This window comes from Herpetosiphonaceae bacterium, assembly GCA_036374795.1.
In the GTDB taxonomy this organism is placed as follows: domain Bacteria; phylum Chloroflexota; class Chloroflexia; order Chloroflexales; family Kallotenuaceae; genus LB3-1.
In genome coordinates, this window is the sequence record DASUTC010000123.1 from 45,049 (window position 1) to 62,440 (window position 17,392).

The 17,392-nt window shown below is 63.4% G+C and carries 14 protein-coding genes; 2 read left to right on the plus strand and 12 right to left on the minus strand.

The window, feature by feature from the left end; all coding sequences use genetic code 11:
- Positions 1 to 34: 34 nt before the first annotated feature.
- From VFZ66_08495 to VFZ66_08525, 7 genes are all read right to left on the minus strand, one after another.
- Positions 35 to 1,273, minus strand: coding sequence for a glycosyltransferase family 4 protein (locus VFZ66_08495; protein HEX6289215.1), 1,239 nt, complete (start codon positions 1,271 to 1,273; stop codon positions 35 to 37).
- A gap of 50 nt (positions 1,274 to 1,323) precedes the next feature.
- The gene (locus tag VFZ66_08500) at positions 1,324 to 4,215 is read right to left on the minus strand and encodes a glycosyltransferase family 39 protein (protein HEX6289216.1); all 2,892 of its coding nucleotides are present in this window, start codon (positions 4,213 to 4,215) and stop codon (positions 1,324 to 1,326) included.
- Positions 4,216 to 4,425: 210 nt separating this feature from the next.
- Entirely contained in the window at positions 4,426 to 5,136 is a 711-nt protein-coding gene (locus VFZ66_08505; GenBank protein ID HEX6289217.1) for an ABC transporter ATP-binding protein, read from the minus strand.
- 13 nt (positions 5,137 to 5,149) lie between these two features.
- Positions 5,150 to 6,016 (minus strand): ABC transporter ATP-binding protein, encoded by an 867-nt coding sequence (locus tag VFZ66_08510; GenBank protein ID HEX6289218.1) that lies wholly within the window; start codon positions 6,014 to 6,016, stop codon positions 5,150 to 5,152.
- A gap of 59 nt (positions 6,017 to 6,075) precedes the next feature.
- The gene (locus tag VFZ66_08515) at positions 6,076 to 7,443 is read right to left on the minus strand and encodes a hypothetical protein (GenBank protein ID HEX6289219.1); all 1,368 of its coding nucleotides are present in this window, start codon (positions 7,441 to 7,443) and stop codon (positions 6,076 to 6,078) included.
- 9 nt (positions 7,444 to 7,452) lie between these two features.
- Positions 7,453 to 8,622 carry a branched-chain amino acid ABC transporter permease gene (locus tag VFZ66_08520; protein HEX6289220.1) on the minus strand — a complete coding sequence of 390 codons (1,170 nt, stop codon included), beginning with the start codon at positions 8,620 to 8,622 and terminating at the stop codon, positions 7,453 to 7,455.
- A gap of 144 nt (positions 8,623 to 8,766) precedes the next feature.
- Positions 8,767 to 10,131 (minus strand): branched-chain amino acid ABC transporter substrate-binding protein, encoded by a 1,365-nt coding sequence (locus tag VFZ66_08525; protein HEX6289221.1) that lies wholly within the window; start codon positions 10,129 to 10,131, stop codon positions 8,767 to 8,769.
- Positions 10,132 to 10,592: 461 nt separating this feature from the next.
- On the opposite strand from VFZ66_08525, the gene VFZ66_08530 reads away from it, so the two are divergent.
- Positions 10,593 to 11,183: a hypothetical protein gene (locus tag VFZ66_08530; GenBank protein HEX6289222.1), complete on the plus strand. Its 591-nt coding sequence runs from the start codon at positions 10,593 to 10,595 to the stop codon at positions 11,181 to 11,183.
- Positions 11,184 to 11,378: 195 nt separating this feature from the next.
- Here the strand turns inward: VFZ66_08530 and VFZ66_08535 are convergent, their stop codons facing one another.
- The 3 genes from VFZ66_08535 to VFZ66_08545 are packed head-to-tail and all read right to left on the minus strand — an operon-like array spanning position 11,379 to position 14,111.
- Entirely contained in the window at positions 11,379 to 11,627 is a 249-nt protein-coding gene (locus tag VFZ66_08535; protein ID HEX6289223.1) for a hypothetical protein, read from the minus strand.
- A gap of 22 nt (positions 11,628 to 11,649) precedes the next feature.
- Complete coding sequence (locus tag VFZ66_08540) at positions 11,650 to 13,416, minus strand: hypothetical protein (protein HEX6289224.1); 1,767 nt, start codon at positions 13,414 to 13,416, stop codon at positions 11,650 to 11,652.
- Between the two features lie 5 nt (positions 13,417 to 13,421).
- Positions 13,422 to 14,111: a response regulator transcription factor gene (locus tag VFZ66_08545; protein HEX6289225.1), complete on the minus strand. Its 690-nt coding sequence runs from the start codon at positions 14,109 to 14,111 to the stop codon at positions 13,422 to 13,424.
- A gap of 250 nt (positions 14,112 to 14,361) precedes the next feature.
- Here VFZ66_08545 and purB point away from each other — a divergent pair, with 250 nt between their 5' ends.
- Complete coding sequence (gene purB / locus VFZ66_08550) at positions 14,362 to 15,726, plus strand: adenylosuccinate lyase (protein HEX6289226.1); 1,365 nt, start codon at positions 14,362 to 14,364, stop codon at positions 15,724 to 15,726.
- A 220-nt stretch (positions 15,727 to 15,946) separates the two neighbouring features.
- On the opposite strand, the gene VFZ66_08555 is transcribed toward purB, so the two are convergent.
- Together VFZ66_08555 and VFZ66_08560 are read right to left on the minus strand one after the other, a co-directional pair.
- Positions 15,947 to 16,420, minus strand: coding sequence for a flavin reductase family protein (locus tag VFZ66_08555; protein HEX6289227.1), 474 nt, complete (start codon positions 16,418 to 16,420; stop codon positions 15,947 to 15,949).
- Positions 16,421 to 16,848: 428 nt separating this feature from the next.
- Positions 16,849 to 17,262: a hypothetical protein gene (locus VFZ66_08560; GenBank protein ID HEX6289228.1), complete on the minus strand. Its 414-nt coding sequence runs from the start codon at positions 17,260 to 17,262 to the stop codon at positions 16,849 to 16,851.
- Between the last annotated feature and the right edge of the window lie 130 nt (positions 17,263 to 17,392).

Genomic DNA, 17,392 nt, shown 5'->3' on the forward strand with positions numbered 1-17,392 from the left:
CACGGGGTGGTTACTGACCTATCTCACACTCTGTTTAGCGCGCGGCAAAGTGGGCCTGTGCCTCCAGGTACACCGCCTCGAAGCGCGCCGCAATATGCGACCAGCGTAGCTCTTGCTCGACACGTCGCCGCGCCGCGCGCCCCAGCTCCGCAGCGAACTCCGGCTGATCCAGCAGCCGCGTGATCGCCGCAGCCAGCGCCGTGTGATCGCCCTCCGGCACCAGCAAGCCGTGTCGCTCGTGCTCGATCACTTGGGGAATGCCCGCCACGCGGCTGGCGACGATCGGACGACCGGCGCTCATCGACTCCAGAATGATGTTCGGCAGACCATCGACGTTGCCGCGATGATCATGGATCGCGGGCACCACCACCAGATCGCCCGCGTTCCAGTAGGCGTTGATCGCCTCGCGGCCAACCGGCCCCGGAAAGATCACGCTGCCGCCGATGCCAAGCTGCCGCGCCTGCTGCTCAAGCGCGTCACGCAGATCGCCGTAGCCGCCCAGCACCAGCACCGCTGTCGGATGCTGCCGCAGCACGGCGGGCATTGCGCTGAGCAGCACGCTCAAGCCTTTTTTATAGACCATCCGGCTGACCCAGACCAGCATCGGACGGTCGGACGCGGCGCCAAGCTGCTCGCGGATCTTAGCGCCTGCCGCCGCCGCTGGATAGAACTGCTCGGCGTCGATCCCATACGGGATCACTCGCATGCGCTCGGCAGGACCGCCCAGGCCCGCCAGCCGCGCCGCCAGATCGCCGGAGCACGAGGTGATGGCGTCGGCGCGCTGCGCGGCCCAGCCCGCCACCCAGGCCGTCGGCACGCTCTGCTCCGCCAGGAACACATCCGAGCCATGCAGCGAGAGCACCAGCGGCAGCCTGCGAAGCTGCGCGACAAGCGCGGCGACCGCGCCGCTCGGCAGCACCCAATGGCCGTGGATCATATCGTAGCGCTCAGCTCGCGTCAATCTGAGCAGCGACCGCAGCCCGCTTCCGAGCGCCAGCGGCGCGGCGGCAAGTGTCGCGGGCCGCACGCCGACATCGCCATGCAGCGCCGCAGAGTAGCCCCAGACCTCAAGCGCCTGCGTGGGAGCGTAGCGATAGGTATGCAGGTACACGCCGCGCTCGAACGGCTGGCGACGCAGATCGCTGCGGTGCGGCATCAGCACATGCACCTCATGCCCGCGCGCCGCGACGCTGGCCGCGATCTCCTCGATAAACGGAGCGGTCGTCTCGCCGGGCCACTTGGGATACGACGATGTCAGCATCGCGATTTTCATACTACCCGCGCATTCCTCATCCAGAGCCAGCATCGAACATCCACGATCGACTACTTCCCCGTAGCAATCTTGTATCCCGGCGGAAAGCGGTAGATTTTGACCGCGCCGGTCGCGCCCTCGAATGTCTCCGGCACCTCGTGGACCAGTTCCCAGCCCGGCAGCGGCGAGCCGTCGACCAGTGCCTTGAGCGCGCCGCCCTGACGCTCCGGCTGCGAGGTCGACGTGCCCTTCAGCAGGAGGTAGTCGGCTCCGTAGTGCTGCGCGACGCGCAAGATCTGCTCTATGTCGCCGTTCGGGATCATCACCGCCGGTCGATCGGCGTGATAGTTGAGCTGCCACGGCACCCGCGTCATAATCACCGCGTCGCGCGGCGTGTTCTCGCGCAGCCAGTCGTACGCCTCAAGATTGGCCTGCCAGACGCGGCCCCAGTGCTTGCCGCTGCCCGGATCGAGAAACGTATCGATCGCGTTCCAGTGCGGCGCAGCCGACGCGAAGAGCGCTAGCGTGAGCAGCAGACCGCCCAGGCCAGCCAGCCGCCCCTGCCCGATCGACGCGATCCGATCGAAGAGCCAGCACGCGCCCCAGGCCGCCACCAGCGCCATCCACGGCACGAACGGCACGAAGTAGCGCGGCTCGTCGAAGGTGTGCCAGTACAGGATCAAAAACAGCGTGTACGGCACCAGCGCCGCCGCCACCAGCCCGATCAGCGCACGCTGCCGTGGCCGCAGCACGATCAGGCCCAGCAGCATCAGCCAGGTTGCTACAACGCCGCGATTCTGCTCGTCGCCGCTTCCCAGGCCGAGCAGCTCGCCTCTGGGCGGCGCGAAAAACTTCCAGGCATCGCGCGCCTGCTCCGCGATCTTGCCCAGCGTCCGATCGTAGCCCCAGCGCAGAATCCACGAGCGATCCGGCGTGCCCGGCCCGCCAAATGCGGGATCGTAGATCTTGTAGATGTCCTCCCAAGCTTCCTTGCTGGTGCCTCGAAAGAAGAGCACCCAGGCGTCGTATGCCTCGGTCGAGAAGAACGGACGGTCAAAGACCAGCAGATTCCGCGCGAGATACGGCGATACCACCAGCACCGTTACTGCCGTCCAGACCACCAGCGGACGCAGCCAGCACACGGCCTGTCGGAAGGGCAGCGCCATCGCCCGCCGCTGCTGCTCAAGCCGCGCCAGCGCCCACAGCCCCACCCCGACCGCGAAGATCGCCGAGCTGGGCTTTTGCAGAATCATCAGCCCGGTGAAGATGCCTGCCCACAGCCAGCGCGAGCCGAGTTTCACGTTCCACGTTCCACGTTCCACGTTCCACGTTCCACGTTTCGAGTTTTTGGTTCTTGGTTCTTCCACCCCCCGATACACCAGCCAGAACGCCGCCATGCTCCAGACGACGAGCGCGAGATCGCTGGTGGTGTAGATCGCCAGCCGGAAGAAGAGCAGATTGGTCAGCGTCAGCACCGCGCCGATCAGCCCCACCCGCCGATCCCAGATGCGCGCGCCGATATGGTAGATCAGAATCGTCAGCGCGATCAGCATGACGATGTTGATCAGCCGCGCGGCGAACGGGGTCGGGCCAAGCAGCGCCATCGCGGGCAGCATCAGCACCGGCTGAAGCAGCGGCCACGTCTCCTGCGGACGAGTCACGGAGCCGCCCGGCACAAGCTCGTAGAACTGCGAGACGTAATCGACCACCCAGCCGCGACCGCGCAGCAGATTGCGCGCGACCACCGCGTTATCGGCGTAGTCGGCGTGGCCGACGAAGGGCAGCGTCGCGATCAGCCAGACCTCGTAGCCGATCCAGACGCCCGCGATCAGCCCCAGCACCACCGCCGCCAGGCGCCCGGTCAGCAGCCGCCGCCGCAGCGCCAGCACCCAGTTCGGCAGTAAGGTGACACTCGCCAGCACGGCCAGCGCCGCGCCGCTGTAGAGCGACAGCCGCGTCAGCAGCCGCGCCACGCGATCGGAGGAGTCGTTGGTGAAAAGATCGCCGCGCGATGAAGACGATAGGCCCGGCACTACGATCAGCGCCAGCAGATAGCTGCACGCCAGCGCTACCACCGCGATCAAGGCCCAGCTTAGCGCGTTGCTGCCGCTCAGACGCCAGCGCAGGCTGCGCACGACACCCACGAACCAGCGCCAGTTGACCACCGCCAGCAGCGCGGCCACGCCGATCAGCAGCGCGGGTAGCAGCGCCACGAGCCACACCCGCCAGATCGCCAGCGCCGTCACGCTCAGCGTCGCGATGCCCATGCCGAGGAGCAGCGCCAGCCGTCGCCGTCGTGCAACCGCTAGCCCTGGGCCAAGCGTCAGCACCGTAGCCATCGCCAGCGCGGTGATCAGCATCAGCTCGCCAAGCACCCGCCAGTCGGGCTGCGCGCCCCAGCCTCGCGCCCGCACCTCGATCGCATCCAGCCGAATGCCTTTGTCGCGCCCGTCGGCGTAGGTTGCCGTGCTGGTAAACGTCGCGGAGCTACGCAGCGTCAGCTCAAGATCGGGGCTGGATTGAGCAGCGGCGGGGATTGTGATCGAAAACGGCGCGACCGCGGCGGAGTCGGGTGTGAATGTGCCCACGGCCTGCTGCTCGACCAGCGCCGTCACCTCAGGCTGCTTGGGCTCCTCGCGCACAGTATCGGCGGGCCAGCCGCCCACCAGCAGCGTTATGTCCAGGTCGCGGCCCTGCCCAACCCCCGGCAGGACGATCGCGCCGCGCGCCCGGCTCCAGCGACTACGTCCCGGCTGATCGAGCTGATCGACGTGCCAGCGGCCTAGCTCGATCTGTGCCCCGTCCTGCGCCTCTGAAGATTCAAGAAAGAGCCGGTCGCCAGGCTCGCCGATGGAAATGCGGGTGTGAAATGGGAATTGATAGGCCACCAGACCGGCCAGCAGCGCCCAGAGCACGGGCAGCACAAAGAGCGCACTGCCGATCTTCTGACGGCGTGCGCGCATGCGTCGAGCCTGATGTAACGACACAGCCGGTTGCACAACGCCGCCATTATACCCAAAAATTCGGAGTCGTTGATGATAGGCGGCTTATAGCCAGCAGCAACCGCGATCCGCGCGTTTAACCAAGCAAGGAACGCTCATCAAAGCGTCCCTCGTTCGTGTGTCGTGTATTCGAGTTCCGATTTTCGAGTTTTGGAACTTGAAACTTGGTTGCTAATCCATACCGAGATACGCCTTTTGCACCACCTCGTTGCGCCGCAAGTTCACCGCCGTATCGTTGAAGACGATCTCGCCGGTTTGCAGCACATAGCCCGTGTGAGCGATCTCCAGCGCCTTGAGCGCGTTCTGCTCGACGAGCAAGATCGTCGTGCCCTGCCTGTTGATGTCCTGCACGATGCTGAAGATCTGATCGACCAGGATCGGCGCGAGGCCCATGCTCGGCTCGTCCAGCAGCAGAATACGTGGCCGCGACATTAGCGCCCTGCCGATCGCGAGCATCTGCTGCTCGCCGCCTGAGAGCGTGCCGCCCTTCTGGGTCACGCGCTCCTTCAGGCGCGGAAACAGCTCAAAGACCCGTTGCAGATCGGACTCGAACTCGCCGTCACGGCCCGTGCGAGTGTACGCGCCCATTTCGAGATTTTCCAGCACCGTCAGCCGGGGAAAGATCCGCCGTCCTTCGGGCGCTTGCGACAGGCCAAGCTTGACGATCTCATGCGGCGGGATATTGTCGATGCGTTTGCCGTGGAGCAGCACCTGACCACGGCGCGGCGTCAGCAGCCCCGAAATCGTGCGGAGCGTCGTGGACTTGCCCGCGCCGTTCGAGCCGATCAACGTGACGATCTCGCCCTCGTTGACGACCATTGAAATGCCTTTGAGGGCATGGATGTTCCCGTAGTAGCTGTGGACATCCTGCAATTCGAGCAGCGCCATGATTATCTCACTTCTGGTTAGGCGTTGGATGCGGAAGCGTCGATGGCTGTGAGTCCACCGGGTGCGGCGTGTTGAGCGTGCCGTCCTGTGCCTGCTTCTCAAGCGCGGCGGCAGCGCCGGGGCCGAGATAGGCCTCGATCACACGCGGATCGCGGCGCACATCGAGCGGCGTTCCTTCCGAGATCTTTTTGCCGTAATCCAGCACCACGATCCGCTCGGAGATCTCCATCACCAGGCTCATATCGTGCTCGATCAGCACCACGGTAATGCCGAGGTCGTCGCGCAGCCGCCGGATCAGATCGGTTGCCTCCTCAGTCTCCTGCGGGTTCATCCCCGCCGCAGGCTCGTCCAGCAGAATCAGCTTCGGATCTGAGGCCAGCGCCCGTGCAATCTCCAGACGGCGCTGCTCGCCGTACGCCAGACTACGCGACAGATCGTTGGCGCGATGCGACAGCCGCACGAAGTCCAGCAGCTTCCGCGCGCGCTGCTCCGCCTTGCGCTCCTCTTCTTTGAACGCCTGCGAGTGCAGCAAGATCTGCCAGACGCTGGTCTTGAGACGCGGGTGCATCCCGACCAGCACGTTTTCCAGCACGGTCATGTTGTTGAACAGGCGAATGTTCTGGAACGTGCGGGTGATCCCCTGCGCGGCGATCTGATCGGGCCGCAGGCCGATCAGCGATTGACCGTCGAGCGTAATCGTGCCTTCGTCGGGCTGGTAAATACCGGTGACGATGTTGAAGAACGTCGTCTTGCCCGCGCCGTTCGGTCCGATCACGCTGATGATGCTGTGCGGATCGACCTGGAGCGACACATCGTTGACCGCCGTCAGACCGCCAAAGCGCTTCGTGATGTGCTGTGCTTCCAACAATGCCACGGCTTATGTTCCTCGTCTACCGCATGCAGATCGGCGCATCTGCCGATCCGCACCGTCGGCTATGACTTCATACCTATATCGGGATGGACCAGATTCTTCGCGTCTTGTGCCATCTGCTCGCCCTCGGCTGCCTCCTGGTGTAGCTCAAAGCGACGGCGGCGCTCCGGCAAAATACCTTCGGGCCGGAAGATCGTCATCAGGATCAGCACCAGCCCAAAGAGGAGCCGCTGATAGGAGACGGGGTCGAACTGCGCGGGAATCGGCAGGCCCGCGCGTCGCCAGTCGTTCAACTGCGCCGCGAAATCCGGCAGAATACGCAGATTGAGCAGCGTGATCACCGTCGCGCCCAGGATCACGCCTGGAATACTGCCCATCCCGCCCAGGATCACCATCGCCAGAATACTGATCGAGCGCACCAGATCGAAGGTCGGCGGGCTGATAAAAAGCTGCTTGGCGGCAAAGAGCACGCCCATCGCCCCGGCGAACGACGCGCCCGCGGCAAAGGCCAGCAGCTTCATGCGCACCAGCGGCACGCCCATCGCAATCGCGGCGGTTTCGTCCTCGCGGATCGCCGTCCAGGCACGTCCAATCCGCGACTGATTGAGCCGTCGCGCGACCATCACCGTCAGCAGCACGATCAGGATCGCCAGCACATACATGTACATGCGGTACTCAGCGCCTTGGCTTGGCTGGAACCCGGCAGCCGCGACCACCGGCTGGAAGAACATCGGTGCCTGGCCGATGCTGGTAATGCCTTGCGCGCCGCCGGTAATATTGACCGGCTTGTCCAGGTTGTTCGCCAGCAGGCGGATCACCTCGCCGAAGCCGAGCGTCACGATCGCCAGGTAGTCGCCGCGCAGCCGCAGCACCGGCAGGCCGAGCAGCACGCCCGCAATCGCCGCGACGATCACGCCCAGCACCAGGAAGACGAAGAACCAGCCGCCGCCAAGCGGAAAGGTCGCCTCAGCGCCGGGAAAGATATTGAGCGCCTGCCCGGTGCTGAAAATGCCCCATAGATACGCGCCCAGCGCAAAAAACGCAACGTAGCCCAGGTCGAGCAGGCCCGCGAAGCCGACTACGATGTTGAGGCCCAGCGCCAGCGCCACGAAGATCGCCGACTGGGTGACGACATCCAGAAAGCCCTGGTTTTGATTGCCGACGATTGGCATCACCACGCCCAGCACGATGACCCCCAGCACCAGCTTGAGCCAGGACGAAACCGGAAAGTAGTAGATTGCCATCAGCGACGAGAGAAAGACCAGAAAGGCGATCGTCGAGAATGGAAATGCCAGCAGCCATAGACTCGTCAGCAGGACGTAGAGCGTCACGATGATGTACGGCGTGTAGCCCTGGCCCAGCAGCGCCTCCAGCCGCCCTGATGTGCTCTCGTCTGGCTCCTGCGGCGAGGTTCGTCCTGTTGAACTCATCGTCTCCCCCTACACCTTCTGCGCTACCGCCTCGCCGAGCAGGCCCGACGGACGGAAGATCAGGATACCAACCAGAATCAGAAACGCCGCCATGCTGGCATAGTCGGCGCCGCCAAAGTGCCCACGGGTAAAGAGCGACAGATACCCGGCGACGAACGCCTCCAGAAAGCCGAGCACAATCCCGCCGACCATCGCGCCGGTGATGTTGCCGATGCCGCCCAGCACGGCGGCGGTAAACGCCTTCAGGCCGTACAAAAAGCCGACGTACGGGTTGATCGTGCTGTAGCGAATGCCGAAGAGCACGCCCGCCGCGCCGCCCAGCGCACCGCCGATCAAGAAGGTCAGCGCGATGATCAGGTTGACGTTGATGCCCATCAGGCTTGCCGTAGGCCGATCCTGCGCCACGGCGCGAATCGCCTTGCCGAGCTTGGTCGCGTTGACCAGATAGTTCAGGCCGATCAGCATTACCAGCGCCGTCACGATCAGGATCAGCGACTTGCTATCGATCGTCACGTTGAGGTTGCCGCCACCGGCGCGCGCTACCTGAAAGAGCTGATAGCGCTGGTTGAGGCCCAGATCCGGGAATGCCAGGTAGAAGCGGCGCGGCCCTGCGATCAGCCGCACGAGGTCTTGCAGCACCAGCGAAACGCCGATCGCCGAGATCAGCGGCACCAGGCGCGGCGCGTTGCGCAGCGGACGATAGGCTACCCGCTCGATCGACATCGCCAGCGTTCCGCTCACGGCCATGCCCAGCAGCACCGCGATCAGCACAAAGAGCAGCGGCGGTATCGCGGCCAGCAAGCCGTTCGAGGCGAGAAACAGGGCCAGGCCACCGGCCACAAACGCCCCCACCATGAAGATTTCGCCGTGCGCAAAGTTGATAAACTCCAGCACGCCATAGACCATCGTATAGCCCAGCGCGATGGTCGCGTAGAGAAAGCCGAGCACCAGCCCATCAACGATCACGATCGGCAGCAGCAAAAATACGCCGTTCAGCATATTCGGCTGCTCCATGACCCGGCTAAGCACCAAACCAAGCAGCACGACAATAAGGCCCAGGATAACGGCGCTGCCTACAATAAACACAAGAATTTGGCCGATCGGCGCGAATACCTGGCGCAGTGTGTTCCAGGACGACTGTCGCGTGATCATTGGTTTCGATTGCGCTTCTACTGCCATACGCCCTCAAACATCCAACGGTTGATGCCGCGCCGACGCTGCAACGAAATGGTCGACGACAAACGGTTAAATGTTCTGCTTGATTGATGATAGGACAGGAGGGCGAGCTAGCGCCCGTCCTCCTGTTTCGTACGTTGACCGTGCCTACTGTCCTTCTGGCGAGATGTCGATCTTGTTGATGATCTGGTTCGCCTGATCCCACTGTGCCGGATCGCCCGTCTTGACCTCGATCACGAAGTAGGTCGCTGGGACGCGGTCGCCCTTCTCGTTGAAGGTGACGGTGCCGGTCACGCCATCGTATGGGCCGATCTCCTTCATCGCCTCCAGCACCTGCTGGCGCGTCGGGCGGGCGTTGGCCTTCTCGGCGGCCTTGGCAATCGCCAGCACGCACAGCGCGGCGGCGTCGTAGCCCTGCGCTGCAAACGACGGCGTGGCCGCGCTGAACTTGGCCTCGTAGTCCTTGGCAAACTGCGACGCCGCGGGATACTGGCCCACCGGACCGGCGATCGTAATGAAGTTGACGCCGACTGCCGCCTCACCGGCCAGACGCGACAGCTCCGACGAGTCGAGGCCGTCGGTGCCGAGGAAGCGAGCCTCGATGCCCTTCTCGCGCATCTGCTTCAGCAGCGGGCCACCCTCGGAGTAGATGCCGCCCCAGAAGACGGCTTCGGGCTGCGCCGCCAGAATCGGGTTCAGCACCGGGTCGAAGACCGACTTCTCATCGGTGCCCTCGAAGCCAAGCACCTGAACGCCGGCCTTCTCAGCCAGCTGGCGGAAGAAGTCTGCCACGCCCTGGCCGTAGGCCGTCTTGTCGTGCAGGATATACACATTCTTGACCTTCAGCGTCTCGAAGGCGTGCTTGGCGGCCACGGCAGGCTGCACGTCGTCGCGACCGACGACGCGATAGGCCGGATTCGCGCCGAAGTCGTCGGTGATGCGCACGTTGGTGTTGGCCGGCGAGATCATCAGCAGGCTGGCGTTCTTGTAGGTCGGAAGCGCCGCCAGCGCCACGCCTGAGTTCAAGTGACCGGCGACGCACAGGATGTCCTGGTCGGCGGCGATCTGGTTCGCGTTCGACGCGCCAATATCCTCGGTCGCCTGATCGTCGAAGGGCACGAACTGCACCTCCATGCCCACCTTCTTCGACATCTGCTCGACGCCTAGCTCAGAGCCGTTGCGAATACCGGTGCCCAGCGCCGACTGTGGGCCGGAGAGCGGGGTCTGCGACGCGATCTTGATCGTGCCGAGATCCAGGCCCTCGACGTTGGGCAGCTCTGCCGCTGCGCCAGCCGTTGCGGTTTCTGAGGTAGATGGAGAGGCAGCCGCCGACGCTGCGGGCGAGGCCGAGGCCATCGGTGATTCTGCGGGCGAGGCCGAGGCCATCGGTGATTCTGGGGCCGGCGAGGCGGCGCCGGTGGTTGCGGACGGGCTTGCTGTTGTCTGACCACACGCGGCCAGCAGCGATGCCATGAGGACCAGCAGCATGAGCGCTGAAGCAAAACGTTTCATAGGTTTCGTAGCTCCTCGTTTAACACAATCCGATATGTGAACACGGACGCTGTGGCACACGTTAGGGTACACCACACTCATTCGCACGGTTATGATCTTGCTCTTGACGTGGGACACCTCCTTTGTGACCGGATCGTAGGTGTAGAAAATACGTACGAAGGTTGGTGCGTGCTACGGCCACAGTGCTGTCCAAACTTATCGATCGACCGCTGCCGGGCGCTGGTACGGCGCTGGCTAGGCAGCTCTCTGTCCCGGCGACAAGGATGGCGCTGATTGTATTGCTGGGTTCGGTGCATCTAACCTCCACGACTCGTCTGTACGTGTGTCAGCAATTAATCGAGCGCCTTGCCCGCCAGAGCAAAGTTCGATATAGATTGGAAGATTGGAAAGAGTGTACAACGTGCCTCAAATAATTGTCAAGAAAAACAACCTGTGGCACACTGCACACAAAGAGGCTAGCTATGCGTGTCTATGGCAATCCGCAGAATCGTTGGGCAAATTGGCTGACCGCCATTTTGATTTTCGTCTTCCTTGTCGCGCTGATCCAGATCATCGAGCGGCGCGGCCCCGCTCAGGAGCGCCTGCTACAGCAGCAGTTCGCGGCCAGCCCTCCGCCCGCCGACGCTGGAACCATTCCGCTTCCGCCGATCCCCACCGATATGGTCGCCCTGGCGCGCACGACCACCGCGCGGCTGCTAGGCGGTCAGGCAGGAGCGCCCTTGAACTCGGTTGCGCAGAACGAGACGCTCCGGGTGCGCGTCGATAGCGTCAAGGCCGAGGGCGAAACGCTGCGGATGACCGGCACCGCCACGAACATTGGTACAGCGCCCGCCCAGGTTTCGCTCGATGCGTTCAAGTTCATCGACGCCTCCGGCACGGTCTACGCATCCTCCGGTGGGCCAAGCACCACGCTGGAGCCTGGGCAGCAAGCGCCGCTCGATATTACGCTGCCGATTGCCAACCCGACCGTGCTCAAGCTCGAGGTGGAGCAGCCAGACCAGGGCAAGATCGAGCTGCAACTGCTCAACACGCCGCCCACGCCGACGCCATAGCGCCGCGAGGTCGGGGAATGAAAGAATCGAGAAACAAACGAAAGAGCAAAGGAACGAGCACTAGGCACCCAATTCCCCATCACCGCGCAACGAACGCAGAGGCCCGCCTGACCGCAGGCAAGGCGGGTGCCCTCCGGGCGCGGGGTACACGCTGGGCGGCGATTGGGGTACGGGCCTGAGCTCAGAACCCGAAATTTAGAGCGCGCTGAACGCCACCTGAAGCATCCAGATCGCCAGGTATAGGGTAAACGCGGCGATCATCAGAATCGGCAGAACCACACCCAGCGCCGTCAGCACAAGCGAGCCAGGATTGGGCCGAACCATCCTGAAGCCGGGCAGCACCTCGTCTTTAAGCGCCAGCCAGCCGCTCCAGAGCATCAAGCCAGCGGCTCCAGCCGCCACGACCGCCAGACCGAGAACCAGGACTACTCCGATGATCGTCACGCTGCCATCCTTTCTGCTTCGGCTACTGCGTCGCCACCTGCAAGCCGGTCACGGCAGCATCGGCTGCCCATAGCTCAGCCCGATTCGTGCCGTCGCTCGACATGGCCCAGATCGTACTGACATCATCCGGCTCCGGCTCGACGTACGCGCCCCGCACACCCGTCGCCTCCGATGGCGTCCGCACGTAGAGCAGCGTATCGCCCACCACCGCCGCCGCGCCGATCGCCGCGTTGGTATCGCCCGCAGCCAGCGCCTCGATCGTGCCCTGCGGCGAGCGACGATGCACCGTGTAGCTCAGCACCGTCTCCGAGGGACACTGCGCCGTCAGGTAGATCAGCCCCGCCGAGGTGAACGCCAGCGGACGCTGCCAGAAGCCGCGCTTCTCGGCGGCGACCTGCGTCCCGTCAGGTCGCAGGACTACCAGATCCGCGCCATCGTCGGCGGCGTGCAGCGCCTCGATCGCCAGCAGCCCATCGACGGGATCGACCACAAAGTCTCCCACGCCGCGATACTCCGCGCCGGTTAGCAACTGCGCCGTGATCTCGCGCTCGTCGCCGTCGGTTTCGCGCACGTAGATGCTGTTCTGGCCGCTATCGTTGCGTGCCCGATAAACCAGGCGCCCGTCGGGCAGCCAGCGTGGCTGGAAGCGGCTCCACTCGTCGATCCCGTTTGTCGCCGCCGTTACCTCGCCGCCGACGACCGGCAGCGTAAAGACTTGCAGGACCGCAGGCGGGCTAGCGGCGACGTTGGCGGTAAAGGCGATCGTTTTGCCGCTGGCCGCAAAGACTGGCTCGGCGCAGCCGCCGATGTCGGCAAGCTGGCGCGGATCAGAGCCGTTGGCCTGCATCACCCAGAGCGTCGCCCGCACATCGTAGGGCAGCGCAAACGGCTCGACATCCGCAGCGGCGCGACACACGGCCAGCAGCGTGCCATCGGGGCTGACCGCCAGGCCGATCTCAAGCTCCGGCGTTTCCACCACCGGCTGTGCGCGCCCCGCTTCGAGACGATACACATCACCATCTTTGAGGAAGAAGACTGGCCTGTCGCTCTCCGGCGCGGCTCCGGCCTCCTCGCCGAGCGGATCGTTGGCGGGCGGATAGACCGCGCTACGCGCCACCTCGACGATCAGCTCGTTGTCCTCAACGCGCACCCTGAATGGATGCGGCTCGCCAAGACCGATCCCCAGGATCGCGCCCCGGCTCTCCAGCGGATCGGCGGCGAAGGCCACTCGTTCGAGGATACCGCTGGGCGTGATCTCCATCGTCTGTGTGAGCGGCGATGCGGCGAAGAGATCGTCGTGCAGCCAATCGTCGAGGTGCAGCGCGATCATTGCCTGGCCCGGCGCGTCGGTCGAGCCATAGCTGACCGCTGTCGGCCACGCCGCGCCGAACATGCAGGCTGCCGTGCCATGCAGCAGGCCATCGGTGTCGGTAAAAACGAAAGTGAGCTGCTCGAACTGAGGCAGATCGGCGGCGCGGATTTCGCTCAGCCGCGCGCTAAACTGCGCGCCAGCGCCTGACCCGAACGTGCGGCGGCAGTAGGAAACATCGACCAGCGCCTGGCCCGGATCGGCCACGGCGGTCGTCGTCTCTTCGCTTGGCGCGACAGTCTCAACCGGTACCGCTGTCGCCGTCGCCGTCGGCTCGACCGTCGCGGTCGGCGGAGCGGCTGTCGGCTGAGGAGTGGGCGCGTTCGCCGTCTGGCGGTTGATGGGGGCCGGAGGCGTCGCATCCACGGCGCAGGCCGCCAGCAACAACAGGCATATCGGCAGCAGCCAGCGATGTTTCATGCGCGCTATGCCCGCTCGCTTTGATTGACCTTGATCCAGCCGCGCCGCATCGCAAACACCACCGCCTGCGTGCGGTCGTTGACGGCCAGCTTGCGCAAGATCGACGAGATGTGATTTTTGACGGTCTGGTTGCTGATGTTGAGCCGCACCGCGATCTCTTTGTTGGTCCGCCCGGCAGCGACCAGCTCCAGCACCTCGATCTCGCGCGGAGACAGCGGCGAGTAGATGTTATCGCCCTGCTCTTCGGCGCTCAGCGCGCGAAACTCCTCCAGCACCGACGCGGCCATCTGGGGCACCGACAGCACCAGATCGTTGATCGGATAGTCGCCCCGGCGCACGTTTTGCAGCACCTTCAGCAGATCTTCCCAGGGCACGTTGCGCGGAATAAACGCGGCAACGCCCGCGCGCAGCGCTTTGATCATCAGCCGCTCGTCCTGATCGGCGCTGAGCAGCACGATGCCGATGTTCGGATGACTCCGTTTGATCGCCCGCGCGACCTCCAGACCGTTCACGCCCGGCAGATCGATCTCGATCAACACAATGTCAGGATCGGTGTAATCGACAAGCTGAATGGCTTGCTGTCCATTACCAGCCTCACCGGTGATCCGAAATTCGGGATGCCCGGATAAATGATAACGCAAGCCCTGACGAAATAGCGGATGGGCATGCACAAGAACGACGCCTGATTTGCTCACCGCAACCCTCCCTTCCTCCGCGCATCCTGTAACAGCCAACCATGGAGGCAAACAACATAAGAAGATGGTGATAAGTTCAGATTGACGAGCATGATTCCTCGAAACAACGGATGTACATTGGTACAACAAATTTTTAAGCAATGCTGGCAGGAAAGCAGCGGCATTATACGCTAAGCGCAGACCGTCTCGCAAACGTTTATCGCTGAGTATGCTACCATATCTTGACAACCTCTGCGAAGGAGTTGCCATCATGCAAACAGCATTAGATACATTATCGCCGCTCGATGGTCGTTATGCGGCAGATGTCGCACCGCTCCGCGCGTACCTGACCGAGGCGGCGCTGTATCGCGCCCGCGTTCAGGTCGAGATCGAGTACCTGATTTTTCTTTCCCGCTCGCCGCAGGTCCACTTCGTCCCCCCGCTCGACGCCGCCCAGCAGGCGTCGCTCCGCGCGCTGTATCGCCACTTCTCGCCGGACGATGCGGCGGCGATTGCCGCGTGGGACCAGCGCGTCAATCACGACGTGAAGGCGGTCGAGTACTGGCTCCGCGAGCGGCTGACCGCGCTGGGCATGGCTCAGTGGAACGAGGCGCTTCACTGGGCGCTGACCTCGGAAGACGTGAACAACCTGGCCTATGCGCTGCTGGTGCGAGAAGCGCGCGACAAGGTGCTGGTGCCCGCAGTCGCCGAGATTTATGTCATGCTGCGCGACTTCGCGCTCGCCTATGCCGACCTGCCGATGCTCTCGCGCACCCACGGCCAGCCCGCCACGCCGACGACGCTCGGCAAGGAGCTGAACGTCTTTGCCCATCGCCTGGGCCGCGCCAACGATACCGTAGCCCGCGTGGTGCTGACCGCCAAGCTGAATGGCGCGACCGGCACCTACGCCGCCCAGGTGTCCGCGCTGCCGGAGGTCGACTGGATTCGCTTTAGCCAGGCGTTTATCCGCTTCCTTGAGCTATCGCCGACGCTGCTGACCACGCAGATCGAGCCGCACGATTCGCTGGCCGAGCTCTGCGATGCGCTACGTCGCGTCAACACGATCTTGCTGGATCTCGATATGGATATGTGGCGCTACATCAGCGACGGCTACTTTGTGCAGCGCCTGGCTGCCAACGAAGTCGGCTCGTCCACGATGCCGCACAAGGTCAATCCGATCAACTTCGAGAACAGCGAGGGCAACCTTCAGGTCGCCAATGCGCTGCTTGAGCTGCTGAGCCGCAAGCTGCCCGTCTCGCGGTTGCAGCGCGATCTCTCGGACAGCACGGTGCTGCGAACGCTCGGCACGGCCTTCGGGCATAGCCTGGTCGGGTATCGCCGCGCGCTGCGCGGCCTTGAGCGGGTCCAGCCCAGCGAGGCAACGATCCGCCAAGAGCTGGCGTCGCATCCCGAAGTGCTGGCCGAGGCAATCCAGACGATTCTGCGCCGCGAAGGCTACCCCGAACCCTACGAGGTGCTCAAGCGCCTGACCCGTGGACGCACGCCGACGCTGGACAATATTCGGCAGTTCATCGAGACTCTCGACGTAGCGCCGACGGTCAAGGCAGAACTGGCAGCGCTCACGCCTGAGGAGTACACCGGCCTGGCCGAGAAGCTGGCACGGCTGCAACCATAAGCCTTGTCGGGGCGTAGGTCTGAGTACTAGCGTTAGTTTGACCTGCCTTCCTATGGCATGCTGTTAGGGCATGTAGTATTGTTTAAAGCGTCTTCTTGGTCCGAAAGCGACAGGTCCACTGCACTTAGCGCTGAGCGCCGCCTGCTCGTGATCCAGCCGGGAGCAATCTGTATGAAATAGCGCTACGAATCGACTCGTAGCGCTGTTTCGTTGTGTATGGCTAAGCAAGCTGATGGTAGCCGCTGCGGAAGTAGAGCAGCGGACGGCCCTCGCGAGGAACCTCTGTCCGCAGCACCTCGCCGACAAAGATCGTATGATCGCCGCCCGGAAACTTCTCGGCCAGGCGACACTCGATCGTCGCCAGCGCGCCGTCGAGCAGCGGCAGACCTTTGTGCCCGCTATGGTAGGCAACCTTTGAGAATTTATCAAGCTCGCGGCTGGCAAAATGGCGTGAAAGCCACTCGCCGTCTTCCGCCAGGATATTGATGGCAAACATCCCAGAGCGCTCGATCAGCTCATGGCTGTTGACTCGCCGATCGATACAGATCAAGACCAGCGGCGGCTCTAACGACAACGAACAAAAGGAGCTGACGGTTATTCCGTGACAAAACCCTTCGTGGCACGTGGTGACAACGGTGACGCCTGAGGCGAAATGTCCCATGACACGGCGAAAGTCTGCCTGATCGATGCTCACATGACGCTCCTGTTTAAGCTCTACAATCGCCATTGTACAAAGGGTACCATAAGCCTGCAAATAGTGCTGCTCCGATTCCCAGGACCCATCAGGCCTGCGCCGCGCTCAACGCGCTGTGAGGACATGGTGGCCGCCGCTTCCAGCTCGAAACGCGCAACCTGGAACTCCTGTTTCCCGACCAGGCGCAGTGATTCCGCATTAACCATCCTTCGGTAGAGCGGTTCTTAATCTTTTTTCGTGTGTCGGTGCGCGCTTACAGGGCGCACCGACACACCTTCATCCTAGGTCGTACCTTGCTGCCGCAGGCTTGTATCAAGCCTGTAGCTCCTTGACGACACCAGTCCTGGCATCGAACGCCGGATTGTTCGACAAAGCAAAAAGCTATGGTCGAGTGACCATAGCCTTTGCTCGAAGCACGATCGCGAGGATCAGGCGGCGTCTTTGAGGGAGCGCTCCTCGTCGATCGTCACGACGCTGGGCACGTACACAAACAGCAGCGTCGTCTGGCGGGTAAGCTCCACTGCCTCATCCAGATCAACCAGCGGCCTGCCGTCGTAGAGCAGCAGGTATTGCCCGGCGCTAAACGAGCGGCACGCTTGCGCGATGGCGAGCTGCTCATCCAGCGGCCCGAAGCCGATCTCAGCGCCGTTGGGCAGCAGCAGCGCCAGGGATGTCGTACACATGCCGCCGGCACGCGCCTTGCGCAACTCGGCCCGAACCTTCTCGGCGATTAATGCACGCGCCGTGATCGGGCCGCGAGTGAACAAAATATAGCACTGGCCGCTGGGTAGAACCGCCTGACCAGGTAATACCGTTGGAACACGTAGTGCGATTGTTGCCATGCTAACCCCTCCACATCCGTTGTACGTACTCGGTTCAACTTGACAATAGCAGAGATTTGTGACAGCTACGGTCACAACTCTGGGCTGATCGTGCTATTCGTGCGTTTCGTCTTCCGATGGTAGAATGGAC

What these genes read in the sequence shown, in the direction of transcription:
- VFZ66_08495 (HEX6289215.1), bottom strand. Translation starts at nt 1,273, where the DNA reads ATGAAAATCGCGATGCTGACATCGTCGTATCCCAAGTGGCCCGGCGAG.
- VFZ66_08500 (HEX6289216.1), bottom strand. Translation starts at nt 4,215, where the DNA reads ATGCGCGCACGCCGTCAGAAGATCGGCAGTGCGCTCTTTGTGCTGCCC.
- VFZ66_08515 (HEX6289219.1), bottom strand. Translation starts at nt 7,443, where the DNA reads ATGAGTTCAACAGGACGAACCTCGCCGCAGGAGCCAGACGAGAGCACA.
- VFZ66_08520 (HEX6289220.1), bottom strand. Translation starts at nt 8,622, where the DNA reads ATGGCAGTAGAAGCGCAATCGAAACCAATGATCACGCGACAGTCGTCC.
- VFZ66_08525 (HEX6289221.1), bottom strand. Translation starts at nt 10,131, where the DNA reads ATGAAACGTTTTGCTTCAGCGCTCATGCTGCTGGTCCTCATGGCATCG.
- VFZ66_08530 (HEX6289222.1), top strand. Translation starts at nt 10,593, where the DNA reads ATGCGTGTCTATGGCAATCCGCAGAATCGTTGGGCAAATTGGCTGACC.
- VFZ66_08540 (HEX6289224.1), bottom strand. Translation starts at nt 13,416, where the DNA reads ATGAAACATCGCTGGCTGCTGCCGATATGCCTGTTGTTGCTGGCGGCC.
- purB (HEX6289226.1), top strand. Translation starts at nt 14,362, where the DNA reads ATGCAAACAGCATTAGATACATTATCGCCGCTCGATGGTCGTTATGCG.
- VFZ66_08560 (HEX6289228.1), bottom strand. Translation starts at nt 17,262, where the DNA reads ATGGCAACAATCGCACTACGTGTTCCAACGGTATTACCTGGTCAGGCG.